We start from the raw sequence: 26,675 nt of genomic DNA on the forward strand, positions 1-26,675 counted from the left end.
CAGGAAAGCCTTCATGCCCCGCTTCGCCGCCAACCTGTCCATGCTCTACAACGACCTGGATTTTCTTGACCGCTTCGAGGCCGCCGCGCGCGACGGCTTCCAGGCTGTCGAATACCTGTTTCCCTACGACTTCGCGTCCGAGCAACTGGCCCGCCGCCTGCAGGACAACGGCCTGCAGCAGGTGCTGTTCAACGCCCCGCCCGGCGACTGGAACGCGGGCGAGCGCGGCCTGGCCTGCATCCCCGGGCGCGAGGCGGAATTCGCCCAGGGCATGGAACGCGCCATTGCCTATGCCCGCGCGCTGGGCTGCCCACGCATCCACGTGATGGCCGGCCTCAAGCCCGAAGGCGCCAGCGACGATGCCCTGCGCGCCACCTACATCGCCAACGTGCGCCACGCCGCACGGCTGGCCGCGCCCCACGGCATCGCCATCCTGCTGGAGCCCATCAATGGCCGCGACATGCCCGGCTTCTTCCTGAGCCGCCAGGACCAGGCCCACGCCCTGCTGACCGACATTGCCGAGCCCAATGTCCAGGTCCAGATGGACCTCTACCACTGCCAGATCGTCGAGGGAGACCTCGCCATGAAGATCCGCCAGTACCTGCCCACGGGCCGCGTGGGCCACCTGCAGATCGCAGGCGTGCCCGAACGCCACGAACCCGACGTGGGAGAGGTCAACTACCCCTACCTGTTCCGCCTGCTGGACCAGCTGGGCTACGACGGCTGGATAGGCTGCGAATACCGCCCCGCGCGCGGCGCGGCCGCGCACGCTACCAGCGAGGGGCTGGGGTGGATGAAGGAGTGGCTGTAGGCCAAGCCCCCGCCTTCAACGCAAGTCCTTGACAATGCGCCAGGTCGCGCCCTCGTCCGTGCTGCGCACGATGGCATTGTCTGGAAGAAAAGCCAGCAGGGAGCCGTCCTTCCGGTCCACAGCCATCTCCAGGACGGCCAGCTTTCCGGCCAGACCGGGCGACTCGCCGGTATGCACCCAGGTCTTGCCGCCATCACGGGTCGTCATCAAGCCATAAGGGCCTGGGAACAGGCCGGGATTGATGGCAGTGAGCGCATAGCCGGTCGTCGCATCCTTGAAGGCCTGGGTCAGGGCGAAGCGGCCCAGGCCGGTATCGCTCCAGGTGGTGCCCCCATCGCGCGAGATGAGCGTGCTGGTGGCCACGGTGGCGACACGGGCCACGATGGAGCCATCGGGCTGTCCTTGAATGGCAAGAGTCGACTGGCCGGTGGCCCGCCGGTGCAGGCTCTGGCCGTCGTAGAGATGCATCTCCCCGTTGGGAAGAACAATGCCAGCACGGTCCGGCAAAGCGATGGCCATGGATCGCTTCCAGCCGATGTTGAGCGACATGCTGTCGTCAAAACTCCCAAGCTTCTGCCACACAATCGTGTCGGTACCGCTGCCCGCATAGGCCGTCCACACCCGGTCGCGGCGGACAAAGGCCGCAATGCGGCCATCCGGCAGCGGCTGTGCCACTGCGATGAAGGCGTTGTCGGGCGGGTTCAGCATCTTCCAGTTCTGCCCCTGCCCATCTGACAGCGCCAACAGCCCTTCCTCTCCTGCGGCAAGCAGGCCGCCCTGCCAACGGCGCACAAAGGCCACCTCCCGCAGCGTTCCTATTTCAAGCTCCTGCCAACGGCTGGAGTCTGCCTTGCGCCAAAGCACCTTGCCCAATTTGGAGCCCGCCAGGAATTCTCCATCCGCCGACTGGTTGAGACCATTCCATGTCGAGGCAAGCATCTTGATCCTGGGCATGAGGCCAGCCTGGGCTGCCAGACGCGAATCAGGGTCGAAGCCCAGGGCGGGTCGCCCCTGAGTCTGCCGTGCCAGCGCGGGATAGAGCTCCTTGACCGTGGCCATCATGTCGGCCTCTGGAGCCACATAGCCCGTCACGAAACCGCGACCCGTGGTCGGGTGCATCACCAGGGTGCCCAGCAAGGTGACTTCCCCCTGCCGCACCTCAAACGTGCCGAATCGCTGGCTGAGCGGATAGTAGTACGACATGTTGCCGCGGCCACCGGACAACTGAACGAGCGTATAGCGCCCGGGACGCACCATGCCGCTGAAGACTGCGGTGGAAAGCGTTGTGGTTCTTCTGCGCAGCAACACCGCAGAGTCCTGTCCGGTAGCCTCCTCCCCGGGATTGAGCACACGCCGGATAGCGAGATCGCTCAGCGTATCCGCAGGGTCCAACTCGCCGGTGCCGGCAGTGATCAGCTTCAGGACAACAGCCCCTTCGGTGCCATTGAGCGTTTGTGTGGGCTCGATGGGTCGCGTGGCGCAGCCGGAAAGCAGCAGAGCGGCAAGGACAAAGCTTGTCGCGAGAAAGGCACGTTTCTTCATTGTGGTGGAGCGCAGACTGGCGCAAGTGATGGCTGAATAGCGGCGCGGATTCTACAAAATGTCATTTGCCTTCCACGCAAAGACGGCCGTGCATCGCAAGCGATGAGGGCAGGCTCAACGGAAACCCTTTGAAGCAGGTGGCGTGCACGCTATGCGGCCAGCCCGGCCTTCTTTGCCGCAGGCCGTGGCAACAACGCCCGCAAAGCCCGCACCAGCGGCGAATCATCGGCACGCCGCCAGACGGCGACCGTCTCCACGGCCGTCCTTTCCCCCAGCAAGGGCCGGTAGACCACGCCTTCACGGTGCAGGGCCTGCACACAGGCGGGCACCAGCGCCACGCCCAAACCGCCAGAGACCAGGCTGACGATGGTGTGCATCTGCCGCGCCGCGAACAGCCGGGGGCTGAAGCCGTGGCGCATGCAGGTGGAGACGATGGCATCGAACATCAACGGCCCCTGGTGGCGCTCGAAGCCCAGGAAACGCTCCTGGGCCAGTTTCTCCAGCGCGATGCGCCGGTTGCGGGCCAGCGGGTGGGACTCGGGCAAGGCCACCACCAGCGGCTCGCTGCGCACCAGCACAGAGTCCAGTGACGCGGGCAGGTCCGGCGTGCGAAATACCAGGCCGATATCCAGCCGCCCGCTCTCGATGTCATGTGCAATCTGGTCGGTCGTGCCCTCCTGCAGCGATAGCCGGACCTGCGGATAGTCCTCGCCAAAGCGCCTCAGCGTTTCCGGCAGGAAGGAGTAGGCCGGCAGGCTGATGAACCCGATGGACATGGAGCCCATGAGCCCGTGCGAGGTCTCGCGTGCGCGGCGCCGCATGGTGTCGGCAGCGGCCAGCACGGCACGGGCGTCGCGCAACGCATCCTCCCCGGCTTTCGTAAGCACGATGCGCCGCGACGTGCGCTCCAGCAGCGTCACGCCCAGCTCCTCCTCCAGCTCCTTGATGGCCAGGCTCACGGGGGGCTGGGTCAGGTGCAGGCGCTCGGCCGCGCGACCGAAGTGCATCTCCTCGACCACGGCCACGAAGCACCGCAGATGTCGCATGTCCATTCATAGCCTCCGCAAATCGATCCATATGAATTGCAAATTTCCTTGCATTGAACCAGATCCCTAGACTGCGCTGCAGGCCTGTACGCACCATCCCGCGCCCAGGACAACACAAGCTGAATACAAAGCAGCAGCAGGAGACAAACATGCCAGAGCGCCTCGCGGGCCTGCCCAGGCCACGCACCCTCATACATCCCGGCCCCTGCAGCGCCGTGCGACTGGATCACCGGCAAGCGCCCGCTGCGCGCCACATGCGGCTGGCCCTGGCGCCCGGGCTGACGCTGTTCGACGCCATCGTCGGCGCACTGTCATCGGCCAGCGTCGAGAGTGCCTCGCTGACCTTGCTGGAAGGCGATCTCGAAGACCTGGATTTCTGCGTGGCGCCACCCGATCGCAGCGGCCATGTCGTGGCCACCTACGGCCCGCCCGCGACACTGCAGTCCGCCAGGCTGCTGTTCGGCAATGCCACGCTCGGCTGCGCCGAAACAGGGCATCCGGCTGTGCACTGCCATGCCGTCTTCTCCAGCGCACAGGGCCACCTGCTCGGCGGCCATGTGCTCACGCAGCGCTGCCGCATCGTCAATGCGCCCGTCAGCGCCCTGGCGACCTCGCTGGACGGGTTCGGACTGCGCATCGCCTACGACCCTGAAACGCGCATGTCCCTGATGCGTCCGGCCGCCGCGCAGGTCTGCCATGGCTGAGGCCCGCATGGTCGAGTCAGGCCGCATGGGCCGCGTCGCCTACGCACGCATTGCCCCCAACGAAGATCTGGTGCTGAGCGTGGAAAAGCTCTGCGCGCTGCAGGGCTTTCGCAACGCCTTCGTGCGCGGCGCCCTGGGCAGCCTGGTCGATGCCTGCCTGGCGCGCGCCGACGGCAGTTGCCTGTTGCTGCGCGGGCCGGCCATCGAGGTGGTCAGCCTCGCCGGCGAGGTGCGCTGCCAGGACGACGGCTCGCTGCGTGCCTGCCTGAGCGGCGTGGTCGCCGACACCACCGGCCAGGTGCATGGCGGCCCCTTCGTGGCCGGAGCCAACCCCGTCTGCATCACCTTCGAGCTGACCCTCGAAGAGTGGCTTCCAAAAACCCCTTCTGCCTTGACCCCGGATCCAGGAGCCTGTCCATGAACCAACGAGATTCCCATCCATCCCCCGCACGCGTCGCCGTGGTCACTGGAGGGGCGCGCGGCATAGGCCGGTCCATCGGCGAATGGTTTCTACAGCGGGGCTGGCGCGTAGCGCTGCTGGACATCGACAGTGAAACGCTGGAGCGCACGGCGCAGGACATGGACTGCCCGGCCCGGCTGCTGTGCCAGCATTGCGACGTCTCGGACCCGCAGCAGGTGGACGAGGCCGCCACCGCCGTCATGGCGCGCTGGGGCCGCGTGGATGCGCTGGTCAACAACGCCGGCGTGGCGGTCTTCAAGCCCGTGCTGGAGACATCGTTCGAGGAATGGCGCACGGTCATGGCCACCAACCTCGACGGCGCCTTTCTCTGCACGCAGGCCTTCGGTGCCCGGATGGCTCGCAACGAAGGCCACGGCGGCAGCGGCGGAGCCATCGTCAACATCGCCTCCATCTCGGGCCTGCGGGCCAGCACGCTGCGCGTGGCCTATGGCACGAGCAAGGCCGCCCTCATCCACATGACGCGCCAGCATGCGGTGGAACTGGGCAATCTGGGCGTGCGCGTCAACGTGATCGCACCGGGGCCGGTGGAGACCGAGATGGCCAAGCTCGTGCACAGCGTCGCCATACGCTCCGACTACCACGACGCCATCCCGCTGGGCCGCTATGGCACACCACAGGAAATGGCAGAGGCCGTGGGCTTTCTGTGCAGCGATACGGCCAGCTTCATCAACGGCCAGGTGCTGGCCGTCGACGGCGGCTTCGATGCCGCAGGCGTGGGTCTGCCCACGCTGCGCCGCCGGCTGGCCGAGGCACCGGCAACCGTGCAGTCCGCGCAGTCCTGAACACCGCCCGCACCACAGGAGCCACGCCATGAACCCACCCCGCATCATCGGCTGGGGCCACACGCCCTTCGGAAAGCATGCCGCAGCCGATGCCGAGCAACTGCTGCGTGACGCCATCGACCCGGCACTGCAAACCGCCGGCCTGGAGCCCCGGGACATCGACGGCATCTTCGTCGGCCACTTCAATGGCGGCCTTCTGCCCCAGGATTTCAGCGCCAGCCTGGTGGCCCTGGCCGTGCCTGAACTGCGCCATGTGCCCGCCACGCGCAGCGAGAACGCCTGCGCCACCGGCTCGGCTGCCATCTGGGCTGCGCTCGACGCCGTGCAGTCCGGCCGCATACGTTGCGCGCTGGTGGTGGGCTTCGAGATCATGAACGCCCAGCCTGGGCAGAAAATTGCCGAGATCCTGCTGCGCTGCTCCTACGTGAAGGAGGAAGCTGCCACACCGGCGGGCTTCGCAGGCGTGTTCGGGCAGATCGCCACCCGCTATTTCGAACGCTTCGGCGACCAGAGCGATGCACTGGCAGCCATCGCGGCCAAGAACCATGCCAACGGCGTGCACAACCCCTTCGCCCACATGCGGCGTGACCTGGGCCTGGACTTCTGCCGCCACGCCTCGGACAGGAACCCCTTCGTCGCAGGCCCGCTCAAGCGCTCGGACTGCTCGCTGGTCTCCGACGGCGCGGCCGCCCTGGTCATCTCGCGCCAGGCCTGCGGCAATGCCAGCGTGGCGCCCGTGCGCTGGCGCTCGCGCACCCAGGTCAACGACCTCCTGCCCCTGTCGCGGCGGGACCCCACGCGCTTCGAAGGCGCCGCCCTGGCGTGGCAGCGCGGGCTGGCCGACGCAGGCGCCACGCTGGCCGACCTGGGCTTCGTGGAAACACATGACTGCTTCACCATGGCCGAACTGCTGGAATACGAGGCCATGGGCCTGGCGCCACATGGCCAAGGCGCGCGCGCCATCCTCGACGGCAGCACATGCCGCGACGGGTGGCTGCCGGTCAACCCGTCGGGAGGACTCAAGTCGCGCGGCCATCCCATAGGCGCGACAGGCGTTTCCCAGCATGTGATGGCGGCCATGCAGCTGTCAGGCTCGGCCGGGGCCATGCAACTGCCCGCGCCCCGGCTGGGCGCCGTCTTCAACATGGGTGGTGCGGCCGTGGCCAACTACCTGAGCGTGCTGGAGGCCGCATGAACAGGCTTGCACCTGCGGACATCGCTGCAGCCCCCGCGCCCCAGGCAGCCAACCTGTCGCTGCTGCTGTCGCAGACGGCCGCCCTGTTTCCCGACAGGCCCGGCCTGATCCAGGGCGACCGCCGCTGGACCTGGGTGCAGATCGATGCGCGCGTCAATGCGCTGGTCCAAGGCCTGCGCGCGCTGGGCATGCAGGCCGGTGACCGCCTGCTGGTGCAGTCTCGCAACGGCATTGCCCTGTTTGAAAGCTGCTGGGCCGCCTTCCGGCTCGGCGCCGTCTGGGTGCCGGTCAACTTCCGGCTTACACCATCCGAAGTGGCTTGGCTGGGCCACGCCAGCGGCGCCACCGCCATGCTGGCCGAAGAGGGCTTCGCCGGCCATGTGGACGCCGTGCGCGCCGCCTCGCCACGGCTGCGGCATGTGATCACCATCGGCCGGCCTCGCGAAAGCCAGGGCGAGCAGGACTACGAGCAATTGCTGCATGACAACGCAGGCGCTCCCGCATCTACAGCCCATGTGCATGCCGATACGCCGCTGTGGTTCTTCTACACCTCCGGCACCACAGGCCGGCCCAAGGCCGCGATGCTCACCCATGGACAGATGGCCTTCGTGGTGACCAACCACCTTGCCGACCTGATCCCGGGCACGGACGAGCGCGACTGCTCCATTGCCGTGGCACCGCTGTCGCACGGCGCAGGCATACATGCCCTGCTCAACGTGGCGCGCGGTGCGGCCACAGTGCTGCCCACCGCCGACCGGCTGGACCCTGCCGAGGTCTGGGAGCTGGTGCAGCGGCACCGGGTCACCAATCTCTTCACCGTGCCCACCATCGTCAAGCTGCTGGTGGAAGACCCCGCGGTGGACCGCTTCGACCACGGATCGCTGCGCTACGTGGTCTATGCGGGCGCGCCCATGTACCACGCCGACCAGCAGCGCGCATTGCACAAGCTGGGCCCGGTGCTGGTGCAGTACTTCGGCCTGGGCGAGGTGACGGGCTGCATCACCGTGCTGACGCCCTCCATGCACGCACTGGACGACGGGCACAGCGACGGCAGCACCGGCACCGCCGACACATTGATCGGAACCTGCGGGCGCCCGCGCACGGGCATGGAGGTCGCCATCCTCGACCACCGGTTGCAGCCCGTTCCCACGGGCGCCATCGGCGAGATATGCTGCCGCGGCCCCGCCGTCTTTGCGGGCTACCACGACAACCCCGAGGCCACGGCCCAGGCCTTTCGGGGCGGCTGGTTCCACACGGGCGATCTCGGGCGGCTGGACGAGCGGGGCCTGCTCTACATCACGGGGCGCGAATCGGACATGTACATCTCGGGCGGCTCCAACGTCTATCCGCGCGAAATCGAGGAGGCGCTGCTGACCCATCCCGCCGTGGCCGAGGTCGCCGTGCTCGGCATGCCCGACGCCACCTGGGGCGAGATCGGCGTGGCCGTGGTGGTCGCGCAGGAGGGTGCCGATGCCACCGCTGGAGACCTCACGGCCGAGGCGCTGCTGGCGCACCTGGAGGGCCGCTGCGCGCGCTACCGCTGGCCGCGCCAGTTCCACTTCTGGGACGCCCTGCCCCGCTCGGGCTACGGCAAGGTGGTCAAGAAGGACATACGCGAACGCCTGCTGCAGAACATGACGCAGGGAAAGGAGCAGGCCGCCCCGACCCCGTGATGCGCCCCCCGCGCGCCGCTTGCGCCCGAACGACACAAAGACAACACTCAGGAGACAAGCCATGACCCTTTCCCGACGCCACGTGCTGCACGGTGCCGCAGCCTGCGCCCTTCCACTGGCCCTTTCACAGCGCAGCGCCTTCGCCAGCAAGGCCGAATTCCGCTACAAGTACGCCAACAACCTGCCCGCCACGCATCCCATGAACATCCGGGCCCTGCAGATGTCGCAGGCCATCCTGGCCGAGACCGGTGGACGGGTGGACATCCAGGTCTTCTCCAATGGGCAGCTCGGCTCGGACACCGATGTGCTGGGCCAGTTGCGCTCGGGCGGCGTGGAGTTCTTCACGCTGTCGGGCCTGATCCTGTCCACCCTGGTGCCGGCAGCCTCCATCAGCGGCGTGGGCTTTGCATTCGACGGCTATGACAGTGTCTGGAAGGCCATGGACGGCGAGCTGGGCGCCCATATCCGCGCACGCATCGCCCAGGCCAACCTGGTGGCCATGGAGCGCATCTGGGACAACGGTTTCCGGCAGATCACCTCCTCCACGCGCCCCATCGCGGGTCCCGCCGACCTGCAGGGCTTCAAGATCCGCGTGCCCGTCTCTCCGCTGTGGACCTCGATGTTCAAGGCGCTGGACAGCGCGCCCGCGTCCATCAACTTTGCCGAGGTCTATTCCTCGCTGCAGACGAAGATCGTGGACGGGCAGGAGAACCCGCTGGCCATCATCTCCACGGCCAAGCTCTACGAGGTGCAGAAGTACTGCTCGCTCACCAACCACATGTGGGACGGTTTCTGGTTCCTGGCCAACCGCCGCGCCTGGGAAAGACTGCCCCCAGACCTGCGCGACATCGTGGCGCGACACATCAATGCCGCAGGCCTGCGCGAACGCGACGATGTCGCCGAGCTCAACGCCGGCCTGCAAAAGGAGCTGGCCGCCAAGGGCCTGGCCTTCAACACTGCCGACACCGCCGCCTTCCGTGAGCGGTTGCGCAAGGTCGGCTTCTACGCCGAATGGAAGCGCAAGCACGGTGACCAGGCCTGGGCCATCCTCGAGCGCAGCGTCGGGGCGCTGGCATGACTGCGCCCCAGGACAAGCCCCCCCATACCCCGCACGATGCCTGGACCGCGTGGGACCGCATCGACCGCTGGATGGGCGCGGCCGTGGCTTGCGCGGCGGGCCTGCTGGTGCTGGCCGATATCGGCGTGCTGTTTGCGGGAGTGGTGGCACGCTTTGTCTTCCACCAGCCACTGGTCTGGGCGGATGAACTGGCCTCCATGCTCTTCATCTGGCTGGCCATGCTGGGTGCCGTGATCGCACTGCGGCGCGCCGAGCACATGCGCATGACGGCCCTGCTCTCACGCCTGTCGCCTGCGCGCCGGGCCCTGTTCGATGCCATCGGCACCTGTGCCACGCTGGCCTTTCTCGCCCTGGTGGCCTGGCCCGCCTGGGAATGGGCAGCGGACGAGCGCTTCATCACCACGCCCGCGCTGGAAATCTCCAACATCTGGCGCGCTGCGGCACTGCCCGCCGGCATCGTGCTGATGGCTGTTTTCTCAGTGCTGCGCCTGGTGCGCAGCGGCGAAAAGGCGGCGGCCTGGAAGGCACTGGCCGTGGTGGCCGCCATCATGGCGGCGTTCGTGCTGGCAAACGGCATCTTCGGCCTCTTCGAGGACCTGGGGCGCCTGAACCTGCTGGTCTTCTTCGTCGGCGTGGTCGCGGCCTGCGTGTTCGGCGGCGTGCCCATTGCCTTTGCCTTCGGCCTGGGCACGCTCGGCTATCTGGCCCTGGCCACGGACACCGCCCTGCCCGTGATCGTCGGGCGCATGGACGAAGGCATGTCCCACCTCATCCTGCTGGCCGTTCCGCTGTTCGTCTTCCTGGGGCTGCTGATCGAGATGACGGGCATGGCGCGCGCCATGGTGGCTTTTCTCGCGGGCCTGCTCGGCCATGTGCGCGGCGGCCTGTCCTATGTGCTTGTGGGGGCCATGTACCTGGTCTCGGGCATCTCGGGCTCCAAGGCGGCCGACATGGCGGCCGTGGCTCCGGCCCTGTTCCCCGAAATGCGCAAGCGCGGCGCGGACGAAGGCGATCTGGTGGCCCTGCTGTCAGCCACGGGCGCGCAGACGGAAACCGTGCCGCCCAGCCTGGTGCTGATCACCATCGGCTCGGTCACGGGCGTGTCCATTGCAGCGCTGTTCACGGGCGGACTGCTGCCGGCGCTGGCCCTGGGCCTGTCGCTGTGTGTGGTCGTCTGGTGGCGCTCGCGCCATGACCAGCCGCCGCAGACACAGCGCCAGCCCTGGTCGCAGATCGCGCGGCTAGGCTTCATCGCCCTGCCGGCACTGGCGCTGCCCTTCGTGATCCGCGCGGCCGTGGTCGAGGGCGTGGCCACGGCCACCGAAGTCTCGACCCTGGGCATTGCCTACGCGGCCATTGCGGGTCTGCTGATCTACCGCCAGTTCGACTGGCGCCGCCTGGGGCCCATGCTCGTGGCCACGGCATCGCTGTCGGGCGCCATCCTGCTCATCATCGGCACTGCCACGGCCATGGCCTGGGGCCTGACCCAATCGGGCTTCTCGCGCTCGCTGGCGGAGGCGATGGCCGCCCTGCCCGGCGGGGCACCCGCGTTTCTCGCGGTCTCGCTACTGATCTTCGTCATCCTCGGATCGGTGTTGGAAGGCATACCCGCCATCGTGCTGTTCGGCCCGCTGCTGTTTCCCATCGCACGCGACCTGGGCATCCATGAAGTGCACTACGCCATCGTCGTCGTGCTCGCCATGGGCCTGGGCCTGTTCGCCCCGCCACTGGGCGTGGGCTACTACGCAGCCTGCGCCATAGGCCAGATCCACCCGGACAAGGGCTTGCGGCCCATCGTGGGCTACCTGCTGGCGCTGTTGCTGGGTACGGTGGCGGTGGCGGCCGTGCCCTGGCTGTCGATCGGATTCCTGTAGAGGCGCGGCCGCCTGCGTTCAGGAATACTCCAGATCGCTGTGCTTGCTGGTCACCAGCCGGCGGGCCGACAGCGACATCATCAGCAGCGCAATCGCCTCATGCATGATCAGCGTGTGCGTGTTGCCGGTCTCCACCATCTTGCTGCGCAACGACTCGCGCACCTGGGGGGAGCCGGTCACGTCGATGATGATGTCCACCGCTGCATCCACCAGATCCATGAACCGTGTGGTGACCGGCACGCCACGCGCGCGTGCCAGTGCGATGCCGGGCTGGTCCAGGTCCAGGTCGGCCACCCCGAGCAACTGCACGAAGGGCGCGTCCAGCAACTGCTGCAGCAAGGGAGTGCCGGTCTGCCCCGCACCAATGACCACGATCCGGAAGGCTTGCATGGGATGAATCCTTTTTCCATACGGGAAGTACGGCGCCATCATAGAAATGCCTTGCCGGTGCGCGCCGGTCCGGGGCGGGTGGAATGGGTTTGTATGACCCAGGTCAAATCCGGTGGACAGGGGCGTGGTGGCGGACCCTCCATGCCCCTCGTACATCACCGGTATCCGCGTTTGAGATTCGATACTGAATTCAGTACCATTCAACACATCGATGCCGATAAGGAGCCACCGTGCACAACACCTTGACTGCCGCAGAACTCAAGCGCCGCGGCATGGCTGCCATTGAGGATGGACTTCGGCATGGCCCTGTTCACCTGATCAAGCGCAACCAGGCAACCGCGGTGGTGCTGTCCGAGCAGGAGTACCGGAAGCTGCTGGAGCAGGGTCCACAGCCGCACCACGGCATGACAGCGGTGCAATGGCTGCTGTCGCAACCCACCACAGGCGCCCGCGAGAAGGCGGAGATCGATGCATTCCTGTCAGGGGAGCGCGACTGGTGATCGCCTTTTTTGATGCCAGCGCACTGATCTACCTGCTGCAGGCCCGAGAGCCTTTTGCCAGCCGTGCCCGGGCCGGGCTCCAGGCGCTGCATACGGCCTATCCGGGCATGGCATCCGCTGTGAGCCGGCTATCCTGGCTGGAATGCCGCACCGGCCCCTTGAAGTCGAATGACTCGGCCGCGTTGGCGGTCTTCGACACCTTCTTTGCCCGGGCAGACCTGATCTGGGTGGAACTGAGCCGCGAGGTGGTGGAGTTGGCCACCGCGATCCGCGCGCGTCATGGACTGCGGACCCCCGATGCCCTGCACGCCGCCAGTTGCCTGCAACTGGGACCACACCACAGGCTCTTGACGGGGGACGCTGCCTTCCAGAGGGTTCATGGCCTGAACGTGGTGCTTCTGGCCTGAATGCAGCCGCCGCTGCCGCCTGCATTCGCCCACAAAAAAACCCGCCGGCTTCGTGGCCCGGCGGGTTTTCTCAGGTGAATAACAGCAGACGCTGTTATTGCCTTACAGGAACCTGCTCCGTGTACTCGCGCAGCACGCCGCCGCCTTCGACGGAGCCGCTGACCTGGCCGTCCTTGACGCGCTCCACGCAGGAGCGGCGGTCGCCTTCGTTCTTGAAGACATCGCAGCGGGCCACGGCATTGCGCTGGAAGTTGTCGCCCGACTGGACGCCGCCTCGGCGCGATTGCTCCTGGACGGCGGCGGCCTCGTGCTGGGCAGGGTCGCGGCGGTCATAGCCGCGCTTGGCGGGCCCCTTGTGCTCGGCGTGCTTCTTGTGGTGGTGATGGGGCTTGGCCTTTTCCGCGGCGGGGGGCGGAGGCGGCGTGCCATCAGGCCCGGGGCCGGGCTGGGCGGTGGCCAGGCCGGCCATGCCCAGGACGGCAGCGCCAATACACAGCTGCAGGGGACGGATCCATGGATTCTTCATAGCTTCACTCCATTCCTCGTGAAAAAGTCAAGGCCCAAGCATGCGTGTTTTCCAGCTCCCCATTTATCGGTACAGCACGGCTGCGCATGCAGTCCATGGCCTACATGTTGCCGCGCAACGCGCAAGCGGTGGCCGACCTGGGTCAAGCCTGGGTGGCAAACCAGCGCTGAACGCCATCGGCCATGCGCGCGAAGACGCTGTCCAGCGTGGGTACCTCGGCACCCCACAGGGCGCGCAGCACGTCCGCGTTCTCGAACAGGCCGTGCCAATAGCAGCCGGCGATGCGGCCGTCAGGGCTGTGCCACAGCAGGCCCGGCACAGGCTCGGCCACGGCGCTGCCGGCAGCCACCATGTCGGGGCGCACGCTGGTCTGGCCATGGTGGATTTCATAGACCCGGGCCTGCACGCCGGACAGCGCCGCCCAAGCCCCTGGCAGCGGCGGCAGCTGCACGCTGGCGGGCAGCACGGTCTTGTCGGGCGCGAACAGGGTCGTCAGCGGCAGAAGGCCCAGGCCGGCTGCGTTGCCGTCCACGCCGTGCAGGTCGATCAGCGCCTCGCCCAGCATTTGCAGGCCGCCGCAGATGCCCAGCACCTGCCGGCCTGCCGCCGCATGGGCGGCGACGGCAGCATCCAGGCCCTGGGACCGCATCCAGGCCAGATCGGCAGCCGTGGCCTTGGAGCCCGGCAGGATGATCCAGTCCGCGCCGGCCAGCTGGGCCGGCGTGCGCGCCCAGACCACGCGCAGGCCCGGCACCTGCAGCAGGGGCTGGAATTCGTCGAGGTTGCTGATGCGCGGGTAGGCGACGATGGCGATGGTGGTGTGCACGGCGCGTACCGCCCCGCCTCCAGAGCCACGGTCGTCAAAGACGCCATCCTCCTCCGGCAGGCCATGCTGGAACTGCATGGGGATGGTGGCCACGGTGGGCACGCCGGTGCGCTCCTGCAGCATCTGCGGGGCGGGCGCCAACAGGCTGGCGTCGCCCCGGAATTTGTTGAGCACGAAGCCGCGGATCAGCGCCTGTTCTTCCGGAGGCAGCAGCGCCCAGGTGCCGTAGAGGTGGGCGAAGGCGCCGCCGCGGTCGATGTCGGATACCAGCAGGCAATGCGCGCCGCAGTGGCGCGCCACGCGCATGTTGACGACGTCGCTGGCATGCAGGTTGATCTCGGCCGGCGAGCCTGCGCCCTCGATGACGACCACGTCGTTGTCGGCACGCAGGCTGTCCAGCGCCTCGGCGATCTGCGGCCACACGCGGGCGCTGCGGCCGCGCCAGGGCAAGGCCGAGAGTTCCTCGCTGACCCGGCCCAGCAGCACGACCTGGCTGCGCATGTCGGCCTCGGGCTTGAGCAGCAGCGGGTTCATGCGCACATCGGGCGCGCAGCCTGCGGCCAGGGCCTGCAGATACTGTGCCGTGCCGATCTCGCCCCAGGCACCGCCCGGCGCGCAGACCACGCGCGCGTTGTTGCTCATGTTCTGCGCCTTGAAGGGCGCCACCTTGTAGCCCTGGGCGCGGTACCAGGCGCACAGCGCGGTGGCCACCCAGCTCTTGCCGGCACCGCTGCTGGTGCCCAGCACCATCACGCACAGCGCGGGGCGCTGGCCGGGCTCGGGCAAGGGCAGGTTCACGGCGGCGGGTTCACTCGATTGCATGGTGTTTCTCCATTGGCTGCCAGGCAGCCAGCAAGGCGTTCTGGGATGCAGGCGCCAGCACGCCCATGCGCACGCAGCCGGGCAGGCCGAAGCTGTCGCAGTCGCGCAGCTTGATGCCCTGCGCGCGCAGTTGGGCCAGACGCGTCTGCATGGCGTCGCCCTGCCGTGCCTGCGGCCAGCGCGCCACAAAGTAATTGGCCTGCGAGCCGGGCAGCACCTGCCAGCCCAGGCGCTGCACCAGATCGATCTGTTGCGCCTTCCAATCGCGCAGCCGTTGCAGGCTTTGCGCCAGCCATTGCCGGGTGGCCGGTGCGGTCCAGGCCGTGAGCATGGCCTCGCCATGGGCGCCCACGGGCCAGGAGGGTGACAGGGCACGCAAGGCCTCGATCTCGTCGTGCGGCACGGCTTCGGGCGCAATGGCGTAGGCCGCGCGCACGCCGGTCATGCCAAGGGCCTTGTTGGGAGTCCACATCTGCCAGGCATCGCGCACCAGGGAGGGCACGGCGGGTTCCATGCCCGGCTCCAGTCTGAGGGGCGCATAGGCGCAGTCGATCACGCGCCAGGTGCCGGGCGGTGCGGGCTCGCTCCACAGGGGCCAGACATCTTCGGGCTGGCCCAGCGGGCTCGATGGCGCGCAGGCCCAGTGCAGGCCGGGGCCGGCCTCGGTGATGCCGTCGCGCGCGGCCTGGCGCAGGCGCCAGACCTGGGCCGCGTGGGCGTAGTCGCCATAGTGGTGTGCCGGCAGGCTGGCGACGGCCGCGCCCTCTCGCACCGCATGCATGGTGATTCGGTGGATGAAGTCGCTGGCACTGGCCGCGATGACGATGCGCTCGGCCTGCACGCCATGAAGGTCCGCCAGCCGTGCGCGCAACGCCGTGTAGTGCGGGTCCGGGTACTGGGCTGCATGTGCCTGGGACAGCGCATCCAGCGCCTGCGGGCAAGGTCCGCAGGCATTGCGGTTGGTGGAGAAATCGTGCGCGGGCACGCCCAGCGCATCCGTGCCGCCGTGGGTGACTGGGATCGGTTTCATGGTGTCTTTCCTGCCATCGCCCATGCAATGACCAGGGCGGCGGCCAGCCCTGCAGCCACCAGCATGGCGACCACGCGGCCCGCATGCGCCACGGCCTGCTGCAGCTCGGCCGCCTGCGGCACGCAGCCTGCGGGGTTGAGCACGTAGACGCCGGGCTTGCCCAGGCGCACACCCAGCAGCCTTGCCATGGCGCCCATGGGCCAGCCGCCGTTGGGCGACGGGGTGATGCGCGCGTCCTGGCGCAGCGCACCCCAGCCCGGACGTCGGCCAGCGGCCAGGCCGGACAAGGCCAGCAGCGAGGCGGTCAGGCGCGCCGGTATCCAGTTGAGCAGGTCATCGGCACGCGCCGTCCATTTGCCGGCCCATTGCCAGTGGCGCCGGTCATCGCCCTGACCGCGCCAGCCCGGATAGCCCCACATGGCATCGGCCGTGTTGGCAAAGCGGTAGAGGGCCGCGCCCGGCAGACCGGCCACGGAAAACCAGAACAGCGGCGCCAGCACGGAGTCGCTGAGGTTCTCGGCCAGGGTTTCGATGGCGCTTTCGCGCACCTGGCCTGCGTCGAGCTGCGCCGTGTCCCGGCTGACCAGCCAGGTCAGGCGCTCGCGGCCTGCAGGCAGGGATTGCTGCAGTGCGGCTTCCACGGCCAGCACCTCGTCGCGCAGCATGCGCCAGGACAGCAAGGGCTTGAGCAGCACCCCCAGCACCAGCGCCCCCAGCCACCAGGGCATGGGCGGCAGCAGCCACTGGATGAACGCGTAGATGGCGAAGAACAGCAGCGCCAGCAGGCACCAGGCGACTGCGCCCAGCGCAAAGCGTGGCCAGTCGCGCACATGTTCTTCGCGTGGGGCAATTCTTCGCCCAACCGCAGCCAGCAGCCGGCCCATGGCGACCACGGGGTGCATCCACACGGGCGGCTCGCCCCAGAGCCGGTCGATCAGCAGGGCCACGGGAACGGCCAGCGCGGCGGCCAGGGCGTGGCGCGCCCAGGGTTCGGCTTGGACCTGGGCCTGCGGCTGCGACAGCGCCTGCCAGCACCACCACAGCGGGCTGAGCGCGGCGCCCAGAAGTTGCCAGGAAGGGCTGTCGCTCATGCCTGCGGTTGTGGGCCGGCGGCGCGCTGGCCCCACAGGTCGTCGTAGAGCATGTCCTGCAGCGGTGCGCGGCTGGCCCACTTTTGCTGCTGCAGCATGGGCTCGGCATAGTAGGCCGACACGGGGCCCAGGCACAGCACGGCCAGCGGCCGGCTGCCCACGGGCATTTGCAGCAGTGCGGCCAGCACCTCGGGATCGAACAGCGAGACCCAGCCCAGCCCCAGCCCCTCGGCACGCGCGGCCAACCACATGTTCTGGATGGCGCAGGCGGCCGAGGCCACATCCATCTCGGGCAGGGTGCGGCGGCCGAAGACATGGGCATCGCGCCCGGGCGGCATGGCCACGACCAGCACCTCGGCCGCATCCAGCACGCCCTGGACCTTGAGCCGCATGAAGTCTTCCTCGCGCTCGCCCAGGGCGCGGGCGGTCTGCAGGCGCTCCTGCTCGATCACGGCATGGATCTCCTGGCGCAACTGCGCATCGCGCACGCGGATGAAACGCCAGGGCTGCATGAAGCCGACGCTGGGCGCATGGTGGGCCGCGCGCAGCAGGCGCAGCAGAACATCGGGCGCGACCTCGCCTCCGCAGAAATGGCGCATGTCGCGCCGCTCATGGATCGCGCGGTAGACGGCTGCCCGATCGGCCTCGGCAAAGGGTTGGGCGGGAATGGTCTCTGGCGCCCGGGAATGCGTTTCGCTGCTCATGCCGCCATTGTCCGCCGCAGGCCGGGCCTGCGGGCGGCATCAGTCCTCAATACCACGCTGGGCGGGAATGCCGGCCTGGAAGGCGTGCTTGACCAGTTCCATGCGCGTGACGGTATCGGCCACGGCAATGATTTCCTCGGGGCAGCGGCGGCCCGTGAGCATGACGTGCACATGGCGCGGGCGGTCGGCCAGGGCCTGCAGCACGGGCTCCAGCGGCAGCCAGCCGTAGATCAGCGGATAGGTGATTTCGTCGAGCACGACCAGGAAGTGATCGCCCGAGAGAATGGCCGTGCGGGCGCGCTCCCAGCCTTCGCGTGCGATCTGGGCAGAGCGTTCATGGTCCTGGCTCTTCCAGCTGAAGCCGTCGCCCAGTCCCTCGATGGGCATGCCCAGCTGCTCGAACATGCGGTGCTCGCCAAAGCGCGCGGTGGGCACCTTCATGAACTGGAAGATCTTGACGGACTTGCCCCGGCCATGCGCGCGCAGGGCCAGGCCGAAGGCCGCCGTGCTCTTGCCCTTGCCGTCGCCGGTGTTCACCAGCACCAGGCCACGGCGTTCGCCTTCGGGCTTTTCATAGGGCTTTTCCGTCGGGGCCTGTTCGATCTGCATGGGTCTGTCATCCTCAAAAGTTGCACGCGCTGCGGCGGGCATGCGCCGCAGCGGAGCGCCACTTTAACCGAGGCGGGCGCCCAGCCGGCGCTGCAGGGCACGCACGGCGCTGTCCACCGTGGTGAGCACGGGCAGGCCCGTGGCGGCCTCGCAGGCGGCGCGGGCACGCGCCATGCTGAACTGGGCCAGCGCAATGCGCGTGCAGCCACGCGCAGCCAGGGCCCTGGCCTGCTCGACCACCAGGCGGTCATGCGTGGCGGTGTCGCCGCGGTTGAGCGCGTCCATGGCGCCATCGGCCAGGGCAGGCACCAATTCGATGCTGGCCGGGAACTCCGGCGGCATGGACTGCAGCGTGGGCGCGAAGCTGGAGATCAAACCCAAAGCACCCTGCTGGCCCTGCACGGCCTGCACCGCCTCTTCGATCATGGCCTCGTTGGGCTTGAGCACAGGCAGCGGCGCATGGCGCGCGGCCACGGCCTCGATGCAGGGGCCGAAGGCCGAGCAGGTGAACAAGATCCCCTGCGCGCCCGTGTCCACGGCGTACTGCGCCAGGCGCTGGAAGCGCTCGTGCATGGCGGCGTCCAGCCCGCGCCCGTTGCGCGCCAGGTCGGCCGAGAGGCTGTCGTCCAGCAGGTTCATGCGTACCGCCTCGGGCCAGTCGCGCGCAAAGGCTTCGTTGATGGGAGCGACGGAATGGCTGAGGGCGTGGATGAGGGCGATGCGGGTCATGGATTGGGGGAATCTGAAAAGGAAAGGAATTATTGGGGCGCCAGCCGGGTGAACTGGGAGCGCGGCAGCAGGCGCTTGAAATCGGCATCGAAGCTGACCACATGCTCGCCCTGGTGGATGGCGGCAGCGGCCAGCCAAGCGTCCGGTACGTCATTGGCGGAAAGCGCCTTGTCGGCGCACAGTTGCCTTAACGCCGGCCATTCGGCACCCAGCACGGCCTGCTCGACGCCGGGCGATGCCAGCAATGCGTCAACGAAGCGCAAAGCCTCGACCATAGGAGTCGGGTTGACGAAGATCTTCGGATGCGTGACCAGGCGCAGAAAGTTCGCCACCACCATGGGCTGCAATTTCAGCAGCACGCCCTGGCTGGCATCGGCCATGGCCTGCTCCAGCCAGTCGCGGGCCACCGAATGATGGGGGTGGTCGCTGCGCGATGCCGCAACCAGCAGGTTGACATCGGGCGTCATGGTTGATCCTGCTGACCGGCGGCATCCAGCAGCGCGCGGTTGCTCAGTGCGTCCAGCCCCGGTGCCAGTCCGCCCTTGCCGTGGTAGACGGGAAGGCGCACGCGCCGGGCAGGCGCCTGGGCCTTGCGCAAGCGCAATTGCAGGCCCTCCTCGATCAGGCGCGTCAGGCTGGTGTGCTGCTGTGCCGCATAGGTCTTTGCTTCGGTCAGCAATGCATCGTTGAGGTCAAGCGTGGTCTTCATGACGGCCCCCAGAGCAGGAATTTCGTACAGATTTCTCGCACAGATCCTTTGCAAAGATCTTTCGTACAGATTTCTGTATGTTAGAAAAATTCCGCTGGCAGGACAACCAGGCCGGCCTGCGCCCTTCAGATGCCCTTGGACGAGGGATGAGCGAAGGATGGGCGAAGGCATCATGCCCCTCACCACGCGGTCCACGATGGCCTTGGCCTCGTCCCCGATACGCCTTCAGCGATTCAGGTGTTCCCTGCAGCCTTTCGCGCCGATGACGATGCCGGTCAGAGATTCTTCGGCGTGTGTCATGGGCTCTGCACCCAGAGTGCCAATCTGCAGGATGACGTTGCGCCGCATTCCAGAGCCGGTATTCATGCCTCCGCCATGAAGCACCTTCGGGTGGATCGCCACGATCTGGCCCGGGTCACACTGCACGGTGACGGTGTCGGCCGGATCGGGAGTGGGCCAGGTGCCACTCACCTTCTGCTGCTGCGCCTCCTTGTCGGAGATGCGATGAGTGCCCGCATCAAAGCAGGTGGCACCGCTCTCCACCGACATGCCATCCAGGCAGATCATCAGACGAACAAAGCTGGAATCCCTGGTGCAGAAATACCCATTGGGATAATCGCGGTGCCAGGAGATTGACCGTCCGAATCCGGGATTCTTGATGGTCACGTTCATGAAATGGACCACTGCCTCGTCCACGCCAAGAAGCGTCGTTGCCGCCGAGACAAGCGCGGCATCGTGAAGTGTCTCTGCGAAGACTTCATCAAAGCGGGCGGGATCTCCAACAATGAAGATCGAGTTTCCGGTAAGGGCACCATCCAAGCCGGCGCGCTTGCTGGCCGACAGATCTTTCTCGTACACCAACAGCTCGTCCAGCGCCGGATCCAGTGTCCTGGCCTGCGCATGGCGCTGGATGGCTTCAACAGATGCCACCAAGCTGTCGAGAAGGCCCTTCTCCATGGGTCTTGGCCAGATGACAAATCCCTGCTGTTCAAACATCCCCAGTGCATCGGCAAGCATCGAAAAATTCCTCCACCCTCTTTTTCTGTGAAGCGCCATTTCACCCTGTTGGGGCAGAAAAAGAGATGTATCGCAGTCTGAAAATCAGCATGCCAAGGCCGAAGCCGCCATTTGCGCCACAGCCATTGCAGCGCCAGGATCATCACCGTCTTCCATGCTCCAGACGGCAGACAGCCCCGACCAGGCCTGCACCCATTGCAACAGGCGCCTGTGCTCAATGCCCGAGACTTCGGCAATGGTGGCCATGCGGTGCGCAAAGCGCCCCGGCGCCAGTGCGCTGGCGGGGTCGGGACTGCTCAGGATGTTGGCGTAGTCGAAGCCGCGCTCGCCGTGCAGGCCCTTGGGGTCGATGGCCAGCCAGCCCAGGGGGCCGAAGTCCAGCACATTGCCGTGGTGAAGGTCGCCATGCAGCACGGCCACGTCGCGCGCACGGGCAGCAGCACGCCGCGCGGCGTGGACAGGGGCTGGCCATCGATGGTCAGAGCCCAGCGGCTCAGATACGGCGCATGGAGAGACATTTTTTCCGACAGGCAATCAGGGAGCTGCGGCTTGCCCCCGCAGCCGTGGCAGGGCCAGCCACTGCCCGTCGATGGCGCGGATGCGCAGCCGGTGCTCGAACACGGCCTCCAGCGCCGCATGCGTGGCCGCGTCGGCGCAGGCCCCCTGGTGCACCACTTGCCCCTTGTCGAGAATGACCAGGTCCTGGGCCTGCAAGGCCATCGATATCTCATGCAGCACGCTGACCACGGTGCGGCCCTGGGCGACCAGGGCTTGCACGCATTCGAGCCAGTCGGCCTGGTGCGGCGGGTCGAGGTTGGCCAGGGGTTCGTCCATCAGCAGCACACGGGCCTGCACGGCCAGGGCGCGCGCCAGCAGCACGCGCTGGCGCTCCCCGCCCGAGAGACTGCCCACGCTGCGCATGCGCCAGTCCCAGCCCTGGGTCTGGCGCAGCGCCTGCTCCACGGCGGCATGGTCTGCCTGGCTGGGCGCCGCCAGCCAGCCCTGGTGCGGCAGGCGGCCCAGCATGACCACGTCCTGGACCCGCATGTCGCCGGCCACGGGCTGGTTCTGCCCCAGCCAGGCCAGCGAGCAGGCCCGTTCGCGCGCACTCCATTGCCGCAGCGGGCGACCCAGGAGCTCCACCTCGCCTTGCACGCCAGCGCCGGATTCCATGCCTGCCAGGGCGCGCAGCAGCGTGGATTTGCCTGCGCCATTGGGGCCGACGATGGCGCTCCAGCGGCCGGCAGGCAGGGCCAGGCTCAGGCCGCCCAGGACCTGTCGATCGCCCAGGCGAACCTTCAGGGCGCGCGCTTGCAGGGCGGGGGCCGTCATGCGCCCTCCCCGCCGCGCAGGGCGTGGCGGCGGTGCATGAGCCACAGCAGGTAGCTGCCGCCCAGCAAGGCCGTGAGCGCGCCCACGGGCAGCTCCTGCGGGGCGATGAGCCAGCGCGCCAGCAGGTCGGCGGCCAGCAGCAGCACGGCGCCCATGCCGGCGCTGAGCACCAGCAGCCAGCGGTGCATGGACCGCACCATGGAGCGCACCAGATGCGGCGCGGCCAGGCCGACGAAGGCGATGAGCCCGGTCTGCGCCACGGCCGTACCCGTGGCCAGCGCCAGCAGCAAGATGAGCACCATGCGCAGCGGCGCCAGCGGCAGGCCCAGGCTGTGGGCCGTGGCCTCGCCCAGGGACAGGCCGTCGAGCACGCGGCCCAGGCACCAGGCGCCCAGGGCGGTGGCCAGCAGCACGGCCAGCATCAGCGTGCAGGCGCCCCAGCCGATGAAGGAGGTGCTGCCCAGCATGAAGGCCTGCATGGCCTGCATGATGTCCGGGTTCATCAGCAGCACCAGCGATGCGGCCGCGCCCAGCACCACCCCCACCACCACACCGGCCAGCAGCAGGCGCATGGTGTTGTGCACGCCCTGGGCCAGCACCAGGGTCAGCAGCACGGCCAGGGCCGCGCCCGCAAAGGCCGCGCCCGTGACGCCCAGGCGCGCCAGGCCCGCGAGTGCAAAGGGCGAGGCGCCCAGCGCCGCCATGCTCAATGCAACGCCCAGCGAGGCGCCCGAGGCGCTGCCCAGCAGATAGGGATCGGCCAGCGGGTTGCGGAACACGCCCTGGGCAATGGCCCCGGCCAGCCCCAGCAGGCCGCCGGCCAGCCAGGCGCCCGCCGTGCGCGGCAGCCGGATCTCGGTGACGATCTGCCAGGACAGCGGATCGCTGCGCGCCGCCCACACGCTTTCCCAGCCCGTGCTGCCCACGCCCGCACCCAGCAGCATGAGCAGGGCACTCACGGCCAGCAGGGCCAGCGCCATCCAAGGCGCCGCCAGGCCGCTGTGGTGCCTGCGGGCCTGCCTCACCGTGCGGCCCCGTTCAGGCAGCGCGCCATCAGCGCGGCGCCCTCGGCCATGCGCGGGCCGGCGCGCACCAGCACGTCCAGCTCGGCCGGCGCAAAGCGGCAGACGCGCCCGGCCTGCATGGCGCGCATGCGGCCCCAGCCCGGATAGGGCTCGCCCGATGTGCCCAGGCTGCGGTCGCCGCCCAGGATGAAGTCCGGGTCGGCGCGCACCACGAATTCAGGGTTGATGCGCGGGAACGGCCCCAGCTGCGCACCCACGATGTTGCGCATGCCCAGGCGTGCCAGGGTCTCGCCGATGAACGAGGACTCGCCTGCGGCAAAGGGGCCACGGTTGACCTCGAAATACACGGTCTGCCCGCGCAGCGCGGGGGCCATGCTGCGCTCCACCTCCTGCATGCGCGCCTCGATGGCGGCCCAGACCCGGTCGGCACCCTGCTCGGGCGGCAGGTCCAGCAACTGGCCCACGGTGCGCAGCACGGCCTGCGCATCGGCATGGGTGCGCGGCTCCAGCGCCACGACCTTGAGGCCCAATGCCTGCAGCCGCGCCACCGAGCGCGAGGCCATGGACACCAGCACCAGATCGGGCTTGAGCGCGACGATGGCCTCGATGTTGGGATCGATTCCGCCGCCCATCACGGGCAGGGTCTTCACATGGGCCGGCCAGTTCGAATAGCGGTCCACGCCGACCAGACGCTGGCAGCCGCCCAGCGCGCACACGCTTTCGGTCAGCGAGGGCAGCAGGCTGACGATGCGCTGCGGCGGCTGTGGCAGCTCCACCGGAACGCCCCGCCCGTCCGTGACCCGGATGGCAGCCTGCGCCGCAGACAGCGCCAGTGCCAACGCCAGGCCCCACAGGGCGGGACGCCATGGCCTCACGGCTGCGGGCCCTTGAGCGCCAGCGGCAGGCCGGCGCACATCAGCGTGACGGTTTCGCAGCTTTGCGCCGCGCGCTGGTTGAGCACGCCCAGCGCATCGACGAAGGCCCTCACCTGCGACCCCAGCGGGATCACGCCCAGGCCGATCTCGTTGCCGACCAGGATCACCGGGCCGGGCGCGCCCTCCAAGGCGTCAAGAAAGGCCGCGCATTGGCCCGACCATCCACGCGCCAGTTCCTCGGAAGGCTGGGCCGGCATCATCCAGTTGGTCAGCCACAGCGTCAGGCAGTCCACCACCAGCAGGCGCTGCGGCGTGCTGTGCCGCGCAAGCATGGCGGCCAGGTCCAGCGGCTCCTCAAGCGTGGCCATGCCGGGCACGCGCTCGGCGCGGTCGCGCCGGTGGCGGGCGATGCGCTCGCGCATTTCGTCGTCCCAGGGCTGGCCGGTGGCGATCAGCGCGGCCTCGCGGTCCGGTGCGCCATCGAGCCAGGCGCGCGCCAGCAATTCGGCGCGGCGCGACTTGCCGCTTTTCTGGCCGCCCACAATGAGCTGGCTGCGGGGAAGCGAAACGGTGGAGATGGGCTCGGTCATCACGCGGTCCCCGGATGAATGTCGGCGCCCAGCAGCGCGGCCACGGCACGCGGCTGCGAGGCAAACCAGGCATGGAAATAGCTGGCATGCACGCTGCCGTGGCGGTACAGCGCCTCGCCCCGGTCGGGATGGGCGTCCTGTCCCGGACGGCTGCTGCGCCCGGCCTCGGTCATGGAAGTCTCCAGCCGGCTGTAGTGAAAGGTGTGGCCGCGCAGCAGGCCCCAGGGCGTGGGCAGCTGCAGCATGCCCAGTCCGGCCAGGCGCGGCTGCATGCAGGCATGGCCGGGCAACAGGCCCCAGAGGTCCGTGGTCCGGCCCGCGGTGTCGGTCAGTCGCTCGCACAGCGCCAGCATACCGCCGCACTCGGCCCAGACCGGGCGGCCGGCAGCCACGTGGCCGGCGATGTCGCCGCGCAGCGCGGCATTGGCGGCCAGAGCATCCAGGTGCAGCTCGGGATAGCCCCCGGGCAGCCACAGCGCATCGCAATCCGGCAGGCGCTCGCCGGCCAGCGGCGAGAAAAACGCCAGCCGCGCACCCATGGCACGCAGGCAGTCGAGGTTGGCCGCATAGATGAAGCTGAAGGCCGCGTCGCGCGCCACGGCCACGGTGCGGCCCGCCAGCCAGGGCTGCACCTGCTCGGTGCGTTCGGCAGGCAGCTCAAAATCCACGGACCAGTCCTGCCAGCTGGCGCCCTGCCCCGGCCCGGCCTGCCAGGGCAACTGGCCCAGCGGCGTAGCCTGCAGCGCGTCGGCGGCCACGTCCAGGCGCACCAGCGCATCGTCCAGTTCATGTGCGGCGACCAGGCCCAGGTGTCTTTCGGGCAGCAGCGAGGCGGCGCCCTTGCCCTGCACGCGCGCCAGCGCGCCCAGCCACAGCGAGGGATCGCGCAGGCCGGCACGCAGCAGATCGGCATGGTGGGCGCTGCCCACCCGGTTGGCCAGCAGGCCGGCCCAGCGCAGGCCCGGCCGATAGTGCTGCAGGCCATGGGCCAGCGCGCCAAAGGTGCCGGCCATGCCCGAGGCGTCGATGACGGCCAGTACCGCCAGGCCCAGCCGCTCGGCCACATCGGCCGCGCAGGGCGTGCCGTCGAACAGCCCCATGACGCCTTCCACCAGGATGAGATCGGCCTCGCAGGCGGCTGCGTGCAGGCGTGCACGCATGTCGGACTCGCCCGTCATCCACAGGTCTACGCTGTGCACGGGCGCGCCGCTGGCCAGTTCATGCCAGTGCGGATCCAGGAAGTCGGGGCCGCACTTGAACACGCGCACGCGCCGGCCCTGGCGCGCATGCAGCCGCGCCAGCGCAGCCGTCAGCGTGGTCTTGCCCTGGCCCGAAGCCGTGGAAGTGATCAGCAGCGCCGGGCAGCGTGCCCCGCCCTGGCCAAGGTCAATGTTCATGTGTTCGCTCCGCGCGGCGCATTGTAGTGCGCGCCCGCACCGCGGCCGCAACCAATGCTTACGCAATACATCCCGCCGAAGCAGACGAGTCCTACAGATGGCGCTACGATTTTGTGAGACAGTCTGGCGCTCGCTCTCCAATACCCGAGCAAGGCGCTGACGTCAAGCCGTGTACGCCTGCCTGTTACCAGGTTTCCTCGGATACTTCCACGGAATGTGCTCACTTCGTTCGCACGTCCTACAATCTCAGCGTCTATGACCTCCCAGACTTCCCTCGACCACATTGCAGAGCGCGTGGAGCGCCTGCTGGTTCGCCACGAGGAACTGCAACGCACCAATGCGCTGCTCGCCGAGCAGGTGGCGGCCCTGACCCAGGAGCGTGATTCGCTGCGCTCGCGGCTCAACGCCGCCCGGGCCCGCGTCGATGCCCTGATCGAGCGCCTGCCCTCCAACCAGGGGGCCTGACCCCTTCGCAACCGCCGACGCCCCGAACGCCCATGAAGCAGATCGAAGTGCAAATCCTGCAGCAAAGCTATGTGCTGACCTGCCCCGATGGCCAGGAAGAGCGTCTGCTCGAAGCCGTGCGCCGTGTGGACACGGCCATGACCCGCATCCGCGACAGCGGCAAGGTCCGCTCCCGCGAGCGCGTGGCCGTGCTGTCCGCGCTGAACATGGCCTTCGACGTGCTGGACCGCGAAGCCCAGGAAAGCGCCATGGCCACGGCCCAGGCCGAGATGCAGTCCCTGCATGACGAGGCCGCTTCCCAGCACAACGCCCCATCCCAGCCGCCCGAGCCCAGCCCCGAGGAACTGGCCGAGCGTGCGCGCCAGCAGGCCCTTGCCGAGCAACTGGTGCTGCGCCTGGACCAGGCCCTGGAGGGCGATGCGCGGCTGATCTGAGCCTGGGCCGC

The 26,675-nt window shown here is 68.5% G+C and carries 31 protein-coding genes; 12 read left to right on the top strand and 19 right to left on the bottom strand.

Features of this window, described 5'->3' with window-relative positions:
- Nucleotides 1-13 precede the first annotated feature (13 nt).
- Complete coding sequence (gene otnI, locus DTS01S_RS09610; protein ID WP_061287647.1) at nucleotides 14-811, top strand: 2-oxo-tetronate isomerase; 798 nt, start codon at nucleotides 14-16, stop codon at nucleotides 809-811.
- 15 nt (nucleotides 812-826) lie between these two features.
- Here the strand turns inward: otnI and DTS01S_RS09615 are convergent, their stop codons facing one another.
- Nucleotides 827-2,353: a WD40/YVTN/BNR-like repeat-containing protein gene (locus DTS01S_RS09615; protein WP_061287648.1), complete on the bottom strand. Its 1,527-nt coding sequence runs from the start codon at nucleotides 2,351-2,353 to the stop codon at nucleotides 827-829.
- A gap of 149 nt (nucleotides 2,354-2,502) precedes the next feature.
- Nucleotides 2,503-3,405: a LysR family transcriptional regulator gene (locus DTS01S_RS09620; protein ID WP_061287649.1), complete on the bottom strand. Its 903-nt coding sequence runs from the start codon at nucleotides 3,403-3,405 to the stop codon at nucleotides 2,503-2,505.
- Between the two features lie 143 nt (nucleotides 3,406-3,548).
- Here DTS01S_RS09620 and DTS01S_RS09625 point away from each other — a divergent pair, with 143 nt between their 5' ends.
- The 7 genes from DTS01S_RS09625 (at nucleotide 3,549) to DTS01S_RS09655 (ending at nucleotide 11,186) form a co-directional block, all read left to right on the top strand.
- Nucleotides 3,549-4,103 (top strand): PCC domain-containing protein, encoded by a 555-nt coding sequence (locus tag DTS01S_RS09625; protein WP_016453055.1) that lies wholly within the window; start codon nucleotides 3,549-3,551, stop codon nucleotides 4,101-4,103.
- On the top strand, nucleotides 4,096-4,524 hold the full coding sequence (locus DTS01S_RS09630; protein WP_047327143.1) for a PPC domain-containing DNA-binding protein: 429 nt from the start codon (nucleotides 4,096-4,098) through the stop codon (nucleotides 4,522-4,524). The genes DTS01S_RS09625 and DTS01S_RS09630 overlap by 8 nt, the downstream gene beginning before the upstream one ends.
- Nucleotides 4,521-5,366, top strand: a complete 846-nt coding sequence (locus DTS01S_RS09635) for an SDR family NAD(P)-dependent oxidoreductase (RefSeq protein WP_061287650.1) — start codon at nucleotides 4,521-4,523, stop codon at nucleotides 5,364-5,366. The genes DTS01S_RS09630 and DTS01S_RS09635 overlap by 4 nt, the downstream gene beginning before the upstream one ends.
- A 28-nt stretch (nucleotides 5,367-5,394) precedes the next feature.
- A complete protein-coding gene (locus DTS01S_RS09640) occupies nucleotides 5,395-6,561 on the top strand; it encodes an acetyl-CoA acetyltransferase (RefSeq protein ID WP_016453058.1) in 1,167 nt (388 codons plus the stop codon).
- Nucleotides 6,558-8,234 carry an acyl-CoA synthetase gene (locus DTS01S_RS09645; protein WP_061287651.1) on the top strand — a complete coding sequence of 559 codons (1,677 nt, stop codon included), beginning with the start codon at nucleotides 6,558-6,560 and terminating at the stop codon, nucleotides 8,232-8,234. Before DTS01S_RS09640 ends, DTS01S_RS09645 begins: the two co-directional genes overlap by 4 nt.
- Before the next feature lie 61 nt (nucleotides 8,235-8,295).
- Nucleotides 8,296-9,312, top strand: a complete 1,017-nt coding sequence (locus DTS01S_RS09650) for a TRAP transporter substrate-binding protein (protein ID WP_061287652.1) — start codon at nucleotides 8,296-8,298, stop codon at nucleotides 9,310-9,312.
- Nucleotides 9,309-11,186 carry a TRAP transporter large permease gene (locus tag DTS01S_RS09655; RefSeq protein WP_061287653.1) on the top strand — a complete coding sequence of 626 codons (1,878 nt, stop codon included), beginning with the start codon at nucleotides 9,309-9,311 and terminating at the stop codon, nucleotides 11,184-11,186. Before DTS01S_RS09650 ends, DTS01S_RS09655 begins: the two co-directional genes overlap by 4 nt.
- 18 nt (nucleotides 11,187-11,204) lie before the next feature.
- Here the strand turns inward: DTS01S_RS09655 and DTS01S_RS09660 are convergent, their stop codons facing one another.
- Nucleotides 11,205-11,576 (bottom strand): oxidoreductase, encoded by a 372-nt coding sequence (locus tag DTS01S_RS09660; protein ID WP_017406562.1) that lies wholly within the window; start codon nucleotides 11,574-11,576, stop codon nucleotides 11,205-11,207.
- A 230-nt stretch (nucleotides 11,577-11,806) separates the two neighbouring features.
- On the opposite strand from DTS01S_RS09660, the gene DTS01S_RS30345 reads away from it, so the two are divergent.
- Nucleotides 11,807-12,076 (top strand): hypothetical protein, encoded by a 270-nt coding sequence (locus DTS01S_RS30345; RefSeq protein ID WP_017406563.1) that lies wholly within the window; start codon nucleotides 11,807-11,809, stop codon nucleotides 12,074-12,076.
- Nucleotides 12,073-12,483, top strand: coding sequence for a type II toxin-antitoxin system VapC family toxin (locus tag DTS01S_RS09670; RefSeq protein WP_017406564.1), 411 nt, complete (start codon nucleotides 12,073-12,075; stop codon nucleotides 12,481-12,483). Before DTS01S_RS30345 ends, DTS01S_RS09670 begins: the two co-directional genes overlap by 4 nt.
- A gap of 94 nt (nucleotides 12,484-12,577) precedes the next feature.
- On the opposite strand, the gene DTS01S_RS09675 is transcribed toward DTS01S_RS09670, so the two are convergent.
- The 16 genes from DTS01S_RS09675 to DTS01S_RS09750 all read right to left on the bottom strand — a co-directional run bounded on the left by DTS01S_RS09675 (nucleotide 12,578) and on the right by DTS01S_RS09750 (nucleotide 25,765).
- Nucleotides 12,578-13,009, bottom strand: a complete 432-nt coding sequence (locus tag DTS01S_RS09675) for a hypothetical protein (RefSeq protein WP_016445226.1) — start codon at nucleotides 13,007-13,009, stop codon at nucleotides 12,578-12,580.
- A gap of 142 nt (nucleotides 13,010-13,151) precedes the next feature.
- Entirely contained in the window at nucleotides 13,152-14,657 is a 1,506-nt protein-coding gene (locus tag DTS01S_RS09680; RefSeq protein ID WP_061287654.1) for a cobyric acid synthase, read from the bottom strand.
- The gene (locus DTS01S_RS09685; RefSeq protein ID WP_061287655.1) at nucleotides 14,644-15,687 is read right to left on the bottom strand and encodes an aminotransferase class I/II-fold pyridoxal phosphate-dependent enzyme; all 1,044 of its coding nucleotides are present in this window, start codon (nucleotides 15,685-15,687) and stop codon (nucleotides 14,644-14,646) included. Before DTS01S_RS09685 ends, DTS01S_RS09680 begins: the two co-directional genes overlap by 14 nt.
- Nucleotides 15,684-16,778, bottom strand: coding sequence for an adenosylcobinamide-phosphate synthase CbiB (gene cbiB / locus DTS01S_RS09690; protein WP_061287656.1), 1,095 nt, complete (start codon nucleotides 16,776-16,778; stop codon nucleotides 15,684-15,686). The genes DTS01S_RS09685 and cbiB overlap by 4 nt, the downstream gene beginning before the upstream one ends.
- Nucleotides 16,775-17,482: a 5,6-dimethylbenzimidazole synthase gene (bluB, locus tag DTS01S_RS09695; protein WP_061287657.1), complete on the bottom strand. Its 708-nt coding sequence runs from the start codon at nucleotides 17,480-17,482 to the stop codon at nucleotides 16,775-16,777. The genes cbiB and bluB overlap by 4 nt, the downstream gene beginning before the upstream one ends.
- 39 nt (nucleotides 17,483-17,521) lie before the next feature.
- A complete protein-coding gene (gene cobO / locus DTS01S_RS09700; protein ID WP_013803210.1) occupies nucleotides 17,522-18,091 on the bottom strand; it encodes a cob(I)yrinic acid a,c-diamide adenosyltransferase in 570 nt (189 codons plus the stop codon).
- 63 nt (nucleotides 18,092-18,154) lie between these two features.
- Entirely contained in the window at nucleotides 18,155-18,820 is a 666-nt protein-coding gene (locus tag DTS01S_RS09705) for an aspartate/glutamate racemase family protein (RefSeq protein ID WP_061287658.1), read from the bottom strand.
- 29 nt (nucleotides 18,821-18,849) lie between these two features.
- Nucleotides 18,850-19,287 (bottom strand): TA system VapC family ribonuclease toxin, encoded by a 438-nt coding sequence (locus tag DTS01S_RS09710; RefSeq protein WP_016453067.1) that lies wholly within the window; start codon nucleotides 19,285-19,287, stop codon nucleotides 18,850-18,852.
- Complete coding sequence (locus DTS01S_RS09715) at nucleotides 19,284-19,529, bottom strand: DUF6364 family protein (protein WP_016453068.1); 246 nt, start codon at nucleotides 19,527-19,529, stop codon at nucleotides 19,284-19,286. The genes DTS01S_RS09710 and DTS01S_RS09715 overlap by 4 nt, the downstream gene beginning before the upstream one ends.
- A 225-nt stretch (nucleotides 19,530-19,754) precedes the next feature.
- On the bottom strand, nucleotides 19,755-20,546 hold the full coding sequence (locus DTS01S_RS09720) for a phytanoyl-CoA dioxygenase family protein (protein ID WP_017406301.1): 792 nt from the start codon (nucleotides 20,544-20,546) through the stop codon (nucleotides 19,755-19,757).
- Nucleotides 20,547-20,630: 84 nt separating this feature from the next.
- Entirely contained in the window at nucleotides 20,631-21,080 is a 450-nt protein-coding gene (locus DTS01S_RS09725) for an aminoglycoside phosphotransferase family protein (protein ID WP_370671611.1), read from the bottom strand.
- Nucleotides 21,081-21,878, bottom strand: coding sequence for an ABC transporter ATP-binding protein (locus DTS01S_RS09730; RefSeq protein ID WP_061287659.1), 798 nt, complete (start codon nucleotides 21,876-21,878; stop codon nucleotides 21,081-21,083). It lies immediately after the preceding gene.
- A complete protein-coding gene (locus DTS01S_RS09735) occupies nucleotides 21,875-22,858 on the bottom strand; it encodes a FecCD family ABC transporter permease (protein WP_017407400.1) in 984 nt (327 codons plus the stop codon). The genes DTS01S_RS09730 and DTS01S_RS09735 overlap by 4 nt, the downstream gene beginning before the upstream one ends.
- Before the next feature lie 41 nt (nucleotides 22,859-22,899).
- The gene (locus tag DTS01S_RS09740) at nucleotides 22,900-23,778 is read right to left on the bottom strand and encodes an ABC transporter substrate-binding protein (protein ID WP_026062894.1); all 879 of its coding nucleotides are present in this window, start codon (nucleotides 23,776-23,778) and stop codon (nucleotides 22,900-22,902) included.
- On the bottom strand, nucleotides 23,775-24,368 hold the full coding sequence (locus DTS01S_RS09745; RefSeq protein ID WP_017407402.1) for a bifunctional adenosylcobinamide kinase/adenosylcobinamide-phosphate guanylyltransferase: 594 nt from the start codon (nucleotides 24,366-24,368) through the stop codon (nucleotides 23,775-23,777). Before DTS01S_RS09745 ends, DTS01S_RS09740 begins: the two co-directional genes overlap by 4 nt.
- Entirely contained in the window at nucleotides 24,368-25,765 is a 1,398-nt protein-coding gene (locus DTS01S_RS09750; protein ID WP_017407403.1) for a cobyrinate a,c-diamide synthase, read from the bottom strand. Before DTS01S_RS09750 ends, DTS01S_RS09745 begins: the two co-directional genes overlap by 1 nt.
- 255 nt (nucleotides 25,766-26,020) lie before the next feature.
- On the opposite strand from DTS01S_RS09750, the gene DTS01S_RS09755 reads away from it, so the two are divergent.
- Both DTS01S_RS09755 and DTS01S_RS09760 read left to right on the top strand, forming a co-directional pair.
- A complete protein-coding gene (locus DTS01S_RS09755) occupies nucleotides 26,021-26,230 on the top strand; it encodes a hypothetical protein (RefSeq protein WP_012204637.1) in 210 nt (69 codons plus the stop codon).
- A gap of 32 nt (nucleotides 26,231-26,262) precedes the next feature.
- Nucleotides 26,263-26,664, top strand: coding sequence for a cell division protein ZapA (locus tag DTS01S_RS09760; protein ID WP_016445211.1), 402 nt, complete (start codon nucleotides 26,263-26,265; stop codon nucleotides 26,662-26,664).
- Nucleotides 26,665-26,675: the final 11 nt, after the last annotated feature.

This window comes from Delftia tsuruhatensis NBRC 16741, assembly GCF_001571325.1.
Lineage (GTDB): Bacteria > Pseudomonadota > Gammaproteobacteria > Burkholderiales > Burkholderiaceae_C > Comamonas > Comamonas tsuruhatensis.